Annotated in this window: 8 protein-coding genes; 5 read left to right on the forward strand and 3 right to left on the reverse strand. The window is 71.8% G+C overall.

Going from position 1 to position 14408, the window contains the following annotated elements; all coding sequences use genetic code 11:
- The 4 genes from ACIBQZ_RS00955 to ACIBQZ_RS00970 are packed head-to-tail and all read left to right on the forward strand — an operon-like array spanning position 1 to position 6589.
- Entirely contained in the window at positions 1–1470 is a 1470-nt protein-coding gene (locus tag ACIBQZ_RS00955) for a hypothetical protein (RefSeq protein ID WP_396086373.1), read from the forward strand.
- 27 nt (positions 1471–1497) lie between these two features.
- Positions 1498–2991, forward strand: coding sequence for an SCO6880 family protein (locus ACIBQZ_RS00960; protein ID WP_396086374.1), 1494 nt, complete (start codon positions 1498–1500; stop codon positions 2989–2991).
- Positions 2988–4772 carry an ATP/GTP-binding protein gene (locus ACIBQZ_RS00965; protein WP_396086375.1) on the forward strand — a complete coding sequence of 595 codons (1785 nt, stop codon included), beginning with the start codon at positions 2988–2990 and terminating at the stop codon, positions 4770–4772. Before ACIBQZ_RS00960 ends, ACIBQZ_RS00965 begins: the two co-directional genes overlap by 4 nt.
- Positions 4772–6589, forward strand: a complete 1818-nt coding sequence (locus tag ACIBQZ_RS00970; protein ID WP_396086376.1) for a type IV secretory system conjugative DNA transfer family protein — start codon at positions 4772–4774, stop codon at positions 6587–6589. Before ACIBQZ_RS00965 ends, ACIBQZ_RS00970 begins: the two co-directional genes overlap by 1 nt.
- Before the next feature lie 4 nt (positions 6590–6593).
- Here ACIBQZ_RS00970 and ACIBQZ_RS00975 read toward each other — a convergent pair whose 3' ends face one another.
- The gene (locus ACIBQZ_RS00975; RefSeq protein ID WP_396086377.1) at positions 6594–7967 is read right to left on the reverse strand and encodes a glycoside hydrolase family 19 protein; all 1374 of its coding nucleotides are present in this window, start codon (positions 7965–7967) and stop codon (positions 6594–6596) included.
- Between the two features lie 345 nt (positions 7968–8312).
- Here ACIBQZ_RS00975 and ACIBQZ_RS00980 point away from each other — a divergent pair, with 345 nt between their 5' ends.
- Positions 8313–10325, forward strand: coding sequence for a hypothetical protein (locus tag ACIBQZ_RS00980; RefSeq protein ID WP_396086378.1), 2013 nt, complete (start codon positions 8313–8315; stop codon positions 10323–10325).
- An 87-nt stretch (positions 10326–10412) separates the two neighbouring features.
- On the opposite strand, the gene ACIBQZ_RS00985 is transcribed toward ACIBQZ_RS00980, so the two are convergent.
- Together ACIBQZ_RS00985 and ACIBQZ_RS00990 are read right to left on the reverse strand one after the other, a co-directional pair.
- Positions 10413–10829: a DUF4913 domain-containing protein gene (locus ACIBQZ_RS00985; protein WP_396086379.1), complete on the reverse strand. Its 417-nt coding sequence runs from the start codon at positions 10827–10829 to the stop codon at positions 10413–10415.
- An 82-nt stretch (positions 10830–10911) separates the two neighbouring features.
- Entirely contained in the window at positions 10912–14394 is a 3483-nt protein-coding gene (locus ACIBQZ_RS00990; protein ID WP_396086380.1) for a BTAD domain-containing putative transcriptional regulator, read from the reverse strand.
- Positions 14395–14408 lie beyond the last annotated feature (14 nt).

A 14408-nucleotide genomic window follows, 5' to 3' on the forward strand; every position in this document is an offset into this window, starting at 1 on the left:
ATGGCTTCCTGCAGCGGTGATGCCACCTACGGGGGTGCGCTGGGTGGTGTCGCGTCCGTCCTGGACAGCGGCATCGACGGCATCCTCAGCTCGATCGCCAACGCGATCCTCAGCGCCGCCGTCAGCCTGTTCGCGGACGTCGCCAAGGACATCCCCACGCTGGCCGATTCGTCGGTGAACGGCAAGATCGGTCTGCAGATCAACTGGCTGGTGGTCGCGCTGGCCGTCGCGTCGCTGCTGTTCGCCTCCGCCCGGATGGCGATGGAACGGCGCGCGCAGCCCGGGACGATGGCGGTCAAGGGCATCCTGCGGATGATCCTGGTGGCCGGCGGCTCGACCTTCGTGCTCACCCAGCTGGCCAAGCTGGCCGACGAGTACACGAAGCACCTCTACGAGAGCGGCGTCAAGGAGCAGCTCAAGCTCATCGCCCAGTGCGGCACGGACAGCCTGACGGCCTTCCTGCTGATCATCGTCGGGCTGCTGCTGATCATCGCCGGGATCATCCACATCATCCTGCTGTACATCCGGCTCGGTGTGATGGTCATCCTCTCCGGCACCCTGCCGCTGGCCGCGGCCGCCTCGATGACCGAGTGGGGCAGCTCCTGGTGGCGCAAGCACATCGCCTGGATGGTCGCCTGGCTGGTCTTCAAGCCGGCAACCGGTCTGGTGCTGTATGCGGGCGCGGCGATGATCACCTCCTCCGGCGCCGACGCGACCCAGCAGAAGATCGCCGGCTGCGGCGTGCTGCTGCTCTCGGCGGTGGCGCTGCCCGCGCTGCTCCGGCTGGTCGTGCCCGCCGCCGCGGCGCTGGGCTCCTCGGACGGCGTGGGCGCCACCGCCGCGGGTGCGGCCTCCGGGGCGGCCAAGGCCACCGGTGCGGTCGCCACCGGCGCCATGAGCTACGCGACCCGCGGCGGCGGGGGCGCGGCCAAGGGGTCGGGGCCGAGCGGCGCGGCGTCGGCGAGTGGATCGTCCGGATCCAAGAACCCCAGCGAGAAGAAGGACTCCGCGGAGTCGAAGAAGTCCGATGGCGCAACGGGCGCGGAGGATGCCGCCGGCACGTCCGGCAGTGGCGAGTCCGGCGGCCCATCGGGCGCCGGCGACGCGGAGAGCACGTCCGGCGGCAGCGATGCGAGCGGTCCTTCGGGCGCGGGTGACGCCGCCGGTGATTCCGGCGGTGGGTCGGACTCCGACGGTCCCTCGGGAGCCGGCGACGGCGGTGACTCCGGCGGTGACGCCGGTGGTGGCAGCGCCGATGGTCCCTCGGGCTCGGATGAGGGCGGCGGCGACTCCGGGTCGGGTGGCGGCCGGTCCACCAGGCGCCGGGTGGTCTCGGGCGCCGGACGTGGGCTCGCCGGCGTCACGGGTGCCGCGGCGGGGGTCGCCTGGGGCAGCGCCGTGGCGGCCGAATACGTCGCTCCCGCCTTCAACGGCGCCCTGCCGGACGGCCAGAACGGCGAGAACCAATAGTCAGCCTCACGGAAGAAGGCCCGCATCATGAGTACGGAAGCGATCAAGACCCGGACCTACGGCAACTGGCGCCGGCCCCGCAAGGCCGGTCTCGGATCCTTCGGACTGGTCGGAACGGTAGGCGTGTTCGGCGGGCTCATCCTGGTCCTGTTCGCCTCGCTGATCTCGCTGCAGGCGGCCGTGGTGATCGCCGTGCCGCTCGTGGTGGCGGTGGGCCCGCTGGCGATCCGCACCCAGGACGGCCGCAACGTCTACAACGTGATGGCGCTGCGCGTCGGCTGGCTCCGCCGCAAGACCAACAGGCAGCACCTGTACGTCTCCGGCCCGCTCTCCCGGCGTCCCGGCGGCCGGTTCCGTCCACCCGGGATGCTCAGCAAGGTGACGATGCTGGAGGGCCGGGACCCCTACGACCGGCGTTTCGGCGTGCTGCACCACCGCTACCGCAACCTCTACACCGTGGTGCTCGGGTGCGAGCCCGACGGCGGGTCCCTGGTCGACTCCGACCAGGTGGACATCTGGGTGGCGATGTGGGGCGACTGGTTGAGCCGGCTCGCCCACGAGCCGGGACTGCGGGGCTGCTCCCTGATCGTCGAGACCGCCCCGGACCCGGGCACCCGGCTCGCCACCGAGGTGCTGACCCGCATCGCGCCGGGGGCGGCACCGGCCGCGCGGGCGGTGATGGAGGAAGTGGTCGACCGCTATCCCTCGGCATCCTCGGAGATGAACACCTACATCACCCTGACGTACGGGCTCCCGGGCGGTAACAAGCGGGACAAGGAAGAGATCCTGACCGACCTGGCGCTGCGGCTGCACGGACTGCTCACCGGCCTGGTCGGGGCGGGCGGGGGAGCCGCGGAACCGCTGTCGGCCGAGCGGATCGCCGAAGTGGTCCGGGTGGCCTATGACCCGGCCGTCGCGGCGGACGTCCTCGACGTACGCGCCCAGCACGGCGGCACCGGGCTGGAGTGGGCGGACTCCGGGCCCGCCGCCTCCCGGGAGACCGTCAACGCGTACCACCACGACTCCGGCGTCTCCCGGAGCTGGCTGCTGACCCTCGCCCCGCGCGGCACGGTGCGGTCCAGCGTGCTCCGCAACCTGCTCGAACCGGCGCCCGACCTGCGTCGTAAGCGGGTGGCCCTGCTCTACCGTCCGCTCGATCCGGCCACCTCGGCCAAGATCGTCGAATCGGACCGGCGTTCCTCGCAGTTCATGGCCACCTCGACGCGGGGCATGGTCCGGGCCCGCGCCGCCTCGGAGGTGGCGGCGGCCGAACAGACCGCCGCGGAGGAGGCCTCGGGTGCCGGCCTGGTGGAGTTCTCGATGGTCGTGACCGTCACCGTGGACTCCGCCGCCGAGGTCGCCGACGCCAACGTGACGGTTCGCAATCTGCTCGGCGCGACGCGCATCTCGATGCGCGCGGCCGACCGGATGCAGGCCGCCGCCTTCACCTGTTCGCTGCCCGTCGGCATCCTGCCGTGGGAGCAGACGATGATTCCGCACGAGCTGCAGGAGGCGCTGTGACCGCGCAGGACTCGCAGATCCGCGTCCACGATCTCGGCGCGGGCTGGCCCCGGGGTGCCTCGGGTGAGACCAACGCGCTGAGCAACCTGGTCGTCCCGCCGTTGCACCAGCAGGCCCGGGAGCTCGACGAGACCGGCGACCAGTCGCCGCGGGCCCGCCGGAAGGCGAGCAAACTGCGGGCCCGGAACGCGGCGGCGGAGGCCCGGCACCGCAGGCAACTGGCCCGGGCCAACGACGACGACAGCGTGCCGCACCGCGGGTCGGCCGGGATCGGCGGTGGCCGCGTCGCCGCCCTGGACCCGCCCACGATGTGGCGGGCCACCACCGTGCAGGCGTGCGGCCTGTGGCCGTTCGCCGCCGGGTCCGGGGCGCCGATGGTCGGCGTGCCGCTGGGTCAGCACCTCGCCACCGGAGCCACGGTCTGCGGGGACCCGCTCAACTGGTTCACCCGGGCCCGCTACATCTCCAACCCGTCGCTGTTCATGTTGGGCATGCCGGGTCTGGGCAAGTCGACGCTGATCAACCGGATGCTCATCGGGTTGAGCGCCCAGGGTGTGGTGCCGCTGGTCCTGGGTGACCTCAAGCCCGACTACGCGGACACCGTACGGGCGCTCGGCGGCCAGGTGATCTCCATCGGCCGGGGGGTCGGCGGGCTGAACGTGCTGGACCCGGGCGCGATGGGCGCCGCGGCCATGAAGATCGGCGGCCAGGCCGGCGAGACCCTGGTGGCCGAGGCGCACGGCCGGGTGCTCAACATGGTCGCCGCACTGCTGACGATCGTGCGCGGCCAACCGATCTCGGACCACGAGCAGTCCGTGCTGTCGGCCTGCCTGCGGCACCTGAGGGAGCGAACGACACCGGGGCAGGCCTTCCACCTCACCGACCTGCTCCAGGTGCTGGACGAGGGGCCGCCGCGGATCCGGCAGGTCACCCTGGACCGCGGCCAGGAGGCGCGGTACCGCGACGCGGTGGACCCGCTGCACCGGTCCCTGCTCGGCATCCTCGACGGCCCGCTGGGCGGCACGTTCGCGTCCCCGACCTCGGCCCACATCGACCCCAACGCCACCGCGGTGTGCATCGACATCTCCCGGATCGGCGAGGCCGACGGTCAGCTGACCGCCGCGGCGATGCTCGCGGCCTGGTCCGACGGCCTGGGTACGGTCGCCGCGTCGCACGCCCTCGCCGACGCCGGCCTGGCACCGCGGCGCTGGTTCTTCACCGTCCTCGACGAGTTGTGGCGCCCGATGCGGGCAGCCTCCGGCATCGTCGACCGGATCGACGCGCTGACCCGGCTCAACCGCTCGCTCGGCCTGGCCGACGCGAAGATCACCCACACCCTGAAGGACGCCGAGGCCCTGGGCAGCGAGGCGGACAAGGCCAAGGCCCGCGGATTCGTCGAGCGGGCCGGCATGGTGGCGGTCGCCGGGCTGCCCAAGGCCGAGATGCAGGAGCTGGGCAAGGTGGTGGGCCTGTCCCGGCGCGAGATCGACCTGGTCTCGTCCTGGTCCTCACCGCCCGGCTGGGCGCAGAACGGTGAGAACGAGGAACCGCCCGGCCGCGGCCGATTCCTGATCAAGGTCGGTGGCCGTCCCGGCATCCCGATCCGGGTGTCCATCACGAACACCGAGAGCCACCTGCACGACACCAACACCCGCTGGGTCTCCAACGGTTATGCCGAACGGGTGGAGGCCGAACGGCTCGCGGCCGAGGCCGCCCTGAAGGCCGGCGACGGGCCGCTGCCCGCCCCGAGGCCGGCCGCCGACCAGCGGACGGACGGCTGATGAGCAGGTCCGGCGGGGGCGCCTCCGGCGAGAAGATGACCTGGTTGATTCCGGGCCTGGCGCTGCTCAACATCGTGCTGTTCGGCGTCATCTGGTTCGGCGGTACGGTCGGCGCCGCGATCATGGGCAACGGCTGGCACCCGCCGCCGTTCAGCATGGATGTGTACGCCGCCGTGCTCACCGGCTCGGCTGCCGAGGTCTGGCCGGGTGCGCCCCCGTACGCCGTCTACGCGGGCATTGTGCTGGTCCTCGCCCTGGTGATCATCCTGGCGCTGCTGATCGTCGTCGGGGCGTACAAGAAGTTCGCCAACCGGACCAGAGGGCTGGCCGGGCAGCGCGAGATGCGGAGCATGATGCCGAAGGGGATCGCGGCCCGGGCCCGGGACCTGCGGCCGTCGCTCCAGGGCGTCAAGACGCTGCGTCCCGACGACACGGGGAACCTGCTCGGTGATCTGTCGCCGTCCGGGCCCGAGTTGCGGTCGTCGTTCGAGGACGTGGAGCTGGATCTGATGGCGCCGCGGGCCGGCAAGTCCACCGGCATCGCCATCCCCCGGCTGCTGCGGGCCACCGGCGCGGTGCTGCTGACCTCCAACAAGTCCGACGTCTACACCGTCACCCGGCAGGAGCGGATGAAGGTCGGCACGGTCTGGACCTTCGACCCGCAGGGCATCGCGCACACGCCCCGGGAGATGTGGTGGGACATGCTGGCCGACTGCGACACCATCGAGGGCGCGCGCCGGCTCTCCGGTCACTTCGTCACCTCGGTCAACGATGACGCGTCCAAGAAGGACTTCTGGATCTCGGCCGCGCAGAACACCTTGACCTCGTTGTTCCTGGCCGCGGCGCGCGGCGGGGCGACCGTACCGGATCTGCTTGCCTGGCTTGCCGACCCGGCGGACCGCACGCCGATCGACCTGCTGCGGGAGGTCGGCTTGCCGGCCATGGCCGAGCAGCTGCAAGGCACGGTACGCGGCGCGGTGGAAACCCGCGACGGCATCTACGAGACCGCCCGGCAGTGTGTCGCCTGCCTGCTCGATCCGGGCATCCTGGCCTGGGTCAGCCCCGACCCGACGCGGCCCGAGTTCATCCCGGACCGGCACGTGCTCGGCAAGGACACGCTCTACCTGCTCTCCAAGGACGGCGGCGGCTCGGCCGCCGGCGTGATCGCCGGCCTGGCGGACGCCACCATGCGTGCCGGGGTGGTGGCGGCCGAGCGGATGGGCGGCCGGCTGGACCCGCCGATGACGGCGGTGCTGGACGAGGCCGCGAACGTCTGCCGGATCAGCGACCTGCCCGACCTCTACAGCCACCTCGGGTCGCGGGGGATCAACGTGGTGACGCTGCTGCAGAGCTACCGGCAGGGGGTCCGGGTCTGGGGCGAGCCGGGGATGGACGCCCTGTGGAGCGCCGCCACCGTCAAGCTGCTCGGTGCCGGCCTGGACGACGCGGACTTCGTCGACAAGGTGGCGCGGCTGATCGGCCAGCACGACGTGAAGACGCCGAGCTACTCCCGGAGCCGGGACGGCACGTCCCGGTCGTACTCGTACCGGCAGGAGCAGGTGCTGCCCGCTGACAAGATCCGGGCGCTGCCCAAGGGCACCGCGCTGCTGCTCGCCACCGGGGTGCGCCCCGCGATGATCAAGCTGCGTCCCTGGTACAAGGAGCCGAACGCCGGCCCGATCGCGCGGGCGGCGAAGGAGGAGGTCGCGGCCATCACCGAGCGGGCCGCCGCGAGCTGGGCGCGCCGGCCGGGCCACCGCAGGTCGCAACCCGATCCCGCGGTGTATCCGGTCGCTCCCGCCTGGCACGGCAACTGAGCGGTCAGCAGCTCAGGTTGTCACCCGGCGCCACCCCGAGCACCTCGGTGAACCTCTGATAGGCGGTGACCCGGGCCTGCACCCGGCCCGGGTTACGCCCGCCGCACTCCAGCGCGCCGTTGATGCTGCGGATCGTCTCCCCGAACCCGCCGCCGGTGATCGCGGCGTGCGGCGTGGTGGTGCCCGCGCCACTCTGCGTCATCCAGAACCACAGGGCGGTCTGCCAGGCCACGGACGCGTTGTTCTTCACCTGGTCGGGATCGTTCAGCAGATCGAGGCCGAGCGCGTCGCCGGCGGCCTTGTAGTTGGTGTTCCAGCTGAGCTGAAGCGGCCCGCGCCCGTGGTAGGCGGTCCGGCCGGCCGGGCACCCGTACGGCTGGCCGCCGTCGCAGTAGTTACCCCAGGCCGCCTTGTCGATCTCCTCGACGTAGAGCAGGCCACCGGACTCGGCGTCCACGTTGGCCAGGAACGCCGCGATCTCCCGCCGGCGCGCGGCGTCGTCACCGACCGCCGCGAAGGTGGGGAACTTGCCCATCGCGGCGGTGAGCCCCGCATAGGAGTAGAACGTGCTGCGGCTCGGGAACATCTGCTGGAACTGGGCCTCGGTGACCCCCGCGGCGGTGACCTTGCCCGAGGGCGCCGCCGACGCCTCCTTGCCGTCGTCCTCGTACTTCTTGAACAGGGTCCGGACCAGCATCGGGTAGCTGTCCATGCTGGGCATCGCCACCCCGCCGGCCTCCTTGACGGCGTCGACGCCGTAGTCCCAGGCCAGCAGGGTGAGCGTCAGCCGATCGCCGATGACCTTCCGGTCGTCGAGCAGCTTCTTGATCTCGTCGCCCAGCGCACAGAGATAGCGGGCCTGAGCGAAGATCGCGTCCTTGGCGTCGAGGGCGGATATCTTGCCGTTCTTGTCGTCGTCCTTGCCGTACTTGGTGAAGACGGCGGGGGGCAACTGGGCCAGGCCCTGCTCGCCGTCCGGCCCGACCCTGCTCGCATCCCACTGCGACTCGACCTCGATCTGCGCGGCGAGCACGACGGGGCCGAGCAGATCGCACTCCTTGGCGGCCTCCTTGAGCGGCTCCACCAGCTCCGGGTCCGGCACCTCGCTCTCCTTCAGGGCCGCCTTGCCGTCGCCACCGGTCATCGCGGCGATGTAGGCCGACCCGTCGACGGGGGATCCGGAGGCTGAGGGGTCGGCGCCGGACGACAACCCGGAGGATCCGGTCAGCACGATGACGCCGACCAGGCAGACCAGCACCACGCCCAGCGCCGGGCCGAACCCGATCACCGAGACGACGATCCACGCGATCTGCGCGGCGTTCGGATTCTGGGTGGCCTGTTGCGCTTGGCGCGCCTTCTGCAGCTTGCTGACGACCATGTGTCCCTCGCGCTCGTCCGTCCCGGTCCGACCCGGGGTGTCACTGCCACGACGTGGCCGGGCGCTGAGCGGTTCATGAACCGGGCTGCCGCGAGGTGCCCGGCGAGGCCGCCGGCCGGGTGCGATCGGCCGAAGTCCAGGCCGGGCGGCCGTTGCTGCCCGAAAGGGCGAAGATGACGCCCTTTCGGACACGCGTCCCGTGGGCCCGGGGTGCGGATGAACCGGCGCGGCCCAGATCCGTTCCAGACGGCGACGCCCCCACGACGGGGGTCTGTTCCGACGCGAAGAACATTCCTCGACTTCGTCCCGGAAAGGAAATCCGTGCCACCCAGACCAAGAATCTCCATGTCGGGTATCGACAACGATCAGAACGAGCTGTATCAGGGCCGGAATCAGCTCCGGCAGGACACCAGCGACCTGTGGGAGGAGATGGATCGCCGGCTGCGGGCCACCAATCTTCCCGATCCGGAACGCGACCACCTGCGGGCCGGCCTGACGGCGGTCAACAACCTCATCGATCTGCAGGAACATCGGGACCGCACGCCCACGGAGTGGGCCAACCGCAGCGCGCAGGATGACCTGACGTTCGAATACCTGCGGCAGACCGAGATGCAGGACCGCGGGCGGGTCGTGGCGTTCCTGCAGGCGGAGAACAACGTCTACGCACAAATGATCAACAACGCCAGCGCGGCCCGGCAGACGGCCGACGGCGAGATCAAGCAGGCCAGCGCCGCCATGCTGCAGGCCAGTGAGCATCCGGCGAAGGCCGCCGCCGAACTGCAGAAGGCCACCGAGCGGTTCCAGTCGGCCCAGGAGAAACTGCGGCCCTATGAGGGGCGCGAGCATCAGTACCGGAACGACCGCCGGTACATCAGGCTCGCGGAAAGTTACAACGAACGACTTGCGGCCTACCGGGCGGCGCAGACGAACCAGGCCGATGCGGCGAACGCCACGCAGCGGTACAACGCCGCGAAGACGGTCTACGACGGTGCCAAGGCGCGCTACGACACCGCGAACACGCAGCTCACCGAGGCGCAGAGCAAGTACGCCGAGAACCGGGCGATAGCCGACCGCATCACTCGGATCGGCGCGCTCGAGGACAAGCTGGGCCGCACCTACGACACCCTCGGCAATGAGCTCATGGCGGACACCAAGCGCAAGCACAAATGGTCTGCCAATCAGGTGAGGTCGGTCCAGGAATCCGGCGGCCAGAGCATCCAGCGGCTGAAGGAGGTCAGGAACGACAAATACCAGTACATGTTCGACAATCAGGGGTACATGCTGGCCCAGGACGGCCAGCGAATGGTGGATTTCAGAACTCAGCAACCCATGTACCGGGCCCGGAACAACTACGAGCAGATGGCCATCACCGCGGCGCTCTCCGAGAAGTATCAAACCGCGAACTGCGGCGAGAACGCGAACTGGGAGGCGATCGAGGCCATGCACCGGTTCAACCGGGCGAACATCCCGATCGGCATCAAGTCGCACGACGCCGATCATGCGATGTTCTACATGGGCAGGTTCGGCTACCGCGAATGTCGCGTGCAGGACACCTGGCCGCCGGACTCGACCGAATCGATCAACGTGGAACGCTACAACCTCACGACGTTGCATCGGCAGCAGGTCGCGTTCGAAGGCGTCACGAACTCTCCCTTCAACTATCTGGAACACGCCAAGAACAACCTGATCCATGATGCGCCCTCGGCCCGTGAGCATTTCGGGCCGGTCAAGCCGTTCCGGAGCCGGGCGGAGACGACCGCCTGGGTGCGGACCAACGAATATCCGTACCGGTCGCACCTCTACAACATCACGCGGGCCGAGCACCTCGACGGTTACCAGTCCGACGCGACGGGTGTCACCATCACCAGCAACGGCCTCCGGAACCCGATGTCGTCGCCGCCGTGGAGCTCGTCCGAGCAATACCCGAACAGCAGCAGCAACAGCAACAGCAACAGCAACGGCGGCGCGCAGTGGCGCGGCATGCGGGACCTGTCCCAGGACATGGACCGGCTCTCGATGTCGCCCGGGTCAGCCGAACCCGCGGCCGGGCAGCGATTCAGCCCCGGCGGCAACGCGTATATGACCAACGCCCCGGTGGCGTCGCCCTCCAACAGCGGGTACAACGCCTCGTCGGAGCGTTCGAGCTCGACGGGCGACTCCGGCTCCGACCGGGGACGGCGTTCGGACGCCCCTTCGCCGACCAGCTCGACGACGAGCATGAGGGCGAACCCGTCCTCTCAGTACGCGTCTCTGCCGTCCAGCAGCGGCCCCCCGCGCGAAAGCCATGCCTCGCGCAGCGAAACGCACCATGAGAAGCCCAAGGCCGGCACCGGTAAGAAGCCCAGAAAAAGGTCTTGAGGCAGCGTCCCGGGAGATCTCGCCGGCGGCCGGTTCCCGCTCAAGGGTGCACCTTGAGCCGGGAGCCGGCCGCCGCCGAGGGCCGCTCTAGGAGTTCAGGAAGCCGTCGTCAGCGAGGGCCGGCCTCGCGACCGCGCGATGCGATCCCGGTTTGCAGCTCGCGAAGGGACCGGACGGGCTGCGGAGGGCGTCCATGATCGATCCGAGATAGTCCCGGTGCCACTGCGCGGGGCCGGTCGCGTCCGCGTTCGGGCCGGTCAGTGACTGCCAGGCGAGCCAGAGCGCGTGCAGTTGGGCGATCGCCTCCGGGTGTTCCCGCCAGCGGGGGCACCACGGCGCCCCGGAGGTGACCTCCTGGCCGTACACGGGGATCAGCAGTCGTTCGACCCAGAACGCCAGCCGGCGCAGTTCGCCGGAGTACTCGTCCCCGTCCAGGTACAGGATGAAGAACGGCTTCTTCGGTTCGGCCTCTTCGGTCTCTGCTTCTTGGACGACCTGTGTCATGGTCAGTCGCTCCGTCCCGTCGCGTCAGCTGTCACCGCAACGACGGATGGGACGCCGACCCGGTTCACGGGCGGGCGGGCCGTCAGCGGGTCGTCATCGTGGGTGTCGGGCCACGGGACGGGTCGACCCCGTACTCGCTGAGCCGCTGCCGGGCGCGGCGCAGATCCCAGCGCGCACCGAGCACTGTGTACAGCTCCGCCGCCTCGCCGCCGGTGCTGGCGGCTTCGTGCGGCCGCCGGTTGGCGGCCAGCAGCACCGCCGCGTCCTCCAGCGCCGCCGCCAGCTCGGGGACCCGGCCCACCGCGCGGTAGTGGGTGGCCGCGGCCAGGGCCGGCTCCGGGTCCTCCGTCAGCAACGCGCGGCAGCGGGCCGCCGCCGCGAACGCGCGGGCCGGGCGCACCTCCTTGGCCGCCTCGGTGAGGCAGATGGTCGCCGCCCGCTCGGCCAGATCGCGGCGGCCGACCCGCAGGGCCAGCCGGATCGCATCGGGCAGCCACTGGTGGCGCAGCATCATCGGGGCGTACTCGGGGGTGAGCAGCGGGGCCAGCTCCGCCAGGGCGTCGGCCGGGCGGTCCTGCTGCTCGGCGACCAGGGAACGGGCGACCAGCAGGAAGTCGCAGCTCTCCCGTTCCGCGTCGGTCACCGGCAGCGCGTTGGCCGCGTCCAGGTGCGCGGTGGCCAGTCCCTTGTCCTCGCGGTGGCCGGCGATCAGCGCCGCGACGCCGTGCAGCAGCATCCCCACCGCGCCCGGCTCGCGCATGCCCAGGAAGGTGATCCCGGGTGCGTCGTCGGTGACCGCGCTGACCTCGGCGGTCGCGTCGTCCCAGCGGCCCAGCCAGTAGTACTGCACCGCGGAGGCGACCTGCAGGGTGGCCGGCAGCCGGTGCCGGATCGCGAACAGGGCGGCCTCGCGCAGGGTGCGTTCGGCCTCGTCCAGGCGGTCCAGGTTCTGCAGCGTGAACATCCGGTTGTCCAGCAGGTCGAAGTACATGCCGGCGAACGTCGGGTGGTCCCGCATGATCTCCAGCGCGCGGTCCACGTACTCCAGCGCCCGCTCGTGGTCGCGGCGGATCGAGTTGGTCAGCCACGTCGTCTGGAGCGCGAACGCCGCCTCGTACGGCCGCTGTTCGGCCACCGCCTCGTCGTGCACCTGCCGGGCGGTCCGGTCCGCGCGGTCCAGGTCGTCCAGGCTGCCGCGGCGGAAGTTGGCGAGCAGCACCCGGTGCCGGGTCAGCCAGATCTCCGGTGTCGCCGGGTCGCCCACCGCCCCGGTCAGCAGCTCGATCGCCTCCTCGTGCGCACCCTGGCGGAACCGCATCGCCGCCAGCAGCTGCCGCATCTCCGCCCGGTCGCCCGGGTCGGTGGCGATGCCCAGCGCGTCGCGGGCCTCGGCGATCGGGTAGCTGCCCTCCCGGAACTCGAGCTTGACCAGGGCGATCAGCAGCGTCTCGCGCTGCGCGGCGCCGGCCAGGGCGGTGCCCAGCACCTGCCGGATCAGCGCCCGGGCGGTCGCCGGCTGCCGCTTGATCACCTCGGCGTGGTGCTCGGTGAGCCAGCCGACCACCCAGTCGTCGAGCACCGGGGTCTCGGCGGCGAGCTGCTCGACCACCCGGGTCACCGGGCTGCCGCCGCGGGCGAGGACCTCGGCGGTCTGGCGGTGCAGCATCGCCCGCAGCGGCCGGGGGATGCTGTCGTAGAGCGCCTCGCGCAGGAACGGGTGCCGGAACGCCAGCGTGGTGCCGGCGTCCACGACGATGGTCGCGGCCAGCGCCTCCTCCAGGTTGGCCATCAGCGCGAACGGCGGCCGCCCGGTCACCGCGATCACGTCGTCGACGGCGAACTCGGTGCCCAGCAGCGCGGCCAGCCGCAGCACCTCCTGGGTGTCGTCGGAGAGGAAGTCCAGAGTGGTCCGGACCACCGCCAGCAGCGACCGCGGCGCCTCCACCGGCACCGACTCGTCGATGTCGGCCCGGCCGTCCGCGACCGTCACGACGCCGCGGCGGACCAGCGCGGCGGCCATCTCCCGGGCGCAGAGCGGGTTGCCGCCGGAGTGGCCGACCACCGCCCGCAGGTGCGGGCCGACCGGGGCGCCGACCACCGCGGCGATCAGCTCCTCGGTGGCCGCCGCGGGCAGCGCACCCAGGCTCAGCACGTGGCCCTGGCGCAGCTGCACGCTGCGGCGCAGCTGGGCCAGCTCGCGCCCGTTCGGCTCCGGCCGGGCCGCCGCGACCAGCAGCAGCGGCATCTGCCGGGTCGCCGCGACCAGCCGGTCCCAGAGCAGCACGCTGGCCTCGTCGGCCCACTGCAGGTCGTCGACGACCAGCACGATCGGCGTGCCGGCGCAGGCGGACCGCAGGTAGGCGAGCACCCGTTCGGCCGCGATCGCCGGCCCGGCGTCGTCGTTGTCGCCGTTGCCGGAGGCCATGTGCAGCTCGGTGGCGATGACCGCGCGGCGAGGATCGGCCGACGTCGGCGCGAGACCCAGCGCCCGGGTGAGCACCTGCAGCGGCACGTGCCGGTCGAGCTCGCTCGCCACGCCCCAGAACAGCCCGCAGCCGGCCTCGTCGGCGTCGGAGAAGGCCCGGGTCAGCACCTCGGTCTTGCCGATGCCGGGCTCGCCCTCGATCCACACGGCCGCGCCGGCGCCGCCCGCCGCCGCCCGGACCAGCCCGCGCAGCAGCGCGACCTCGTCGGTGCGGCCGAGCAGCGCTCGTCCACCCAGCCCGTCGCGGATCGCGCGGGCGACCTGGGTGGGCACGATCGCGGCGGGCAGGGCCGGCGGTTCGGTCGCGGCCATCGAGCCGTCCAGCACGCGGCGCTGCAACTCGCGCAGGGCGGGGCCGGGCTCGACCCCGAGCTCGGCCACGAGGGTACGGCGGGCAGCCTGGAACGCCTCCAGCGCCTCGGCGCTGCGCCCGGCCCGGTACAGCGCCTGAATCAGCAGCTCGTGCAGGGGTTCGTGCAGCGGGTGATCGCGGACCAGCCCGGCCAGCTCGGCGATCAGGCCGTCGTCGCCCAGGTCCATGGCGATCCGGGCCCGCCGTTCGACCGCCGCCATCCGCCGCTCGGCCAGGTGGGTCCGCTCCAGCTCGATCCGGTCGCCGGAGATGCCCGCGTACGCGTCGCCGTGCCAGAGCCGCAACGCCTCGTCGAGGGTGCCCGCCGCGGCCGCCGGATCACCCGCGACCTGCTGTTCCTCGGCCCGCGTGCAGAGTTCGGCGAACCGGTCGCTGTCCAGGTGACCGGGCCGGATCCGCAGCGAGTAGCCGGCCGGGCCGGAGGTCAGCACGTCGGCGGCGGGGCGGCGCTCCGGCCCCGAGCCGAGCACCCGGCGCAGGCCGGAGATGTAGGTGTAGACGCTGCCGGGCGCGGTGGCCGGGGCGGCGGCGCCCCAGACCGCCTCGATGATCTCGTCCCGGCTGACCAGGCGGTTGGCGGCGGCGACCAGCACCGCGAAGAGCGCGCGCTGGCGGGCCGGGCCGAGGCTGAGCTCGTGGTCGCCGTACCAGGCGCGGAGCGGGCCCAGCACGGAGACCCGCAGTGGCTCGTGCGGGGAGTCCGACATGTGTCCTCCGGTTC

Source organism: Actinoplanes sp. NPDC049599 (assembly GCF_044465625.1).
Classification (GTDB): Bacteria; Actinomycetota; Actinomycetes; order Mycobacteriales; family Micromonosporaceae; genus Actinoplanes.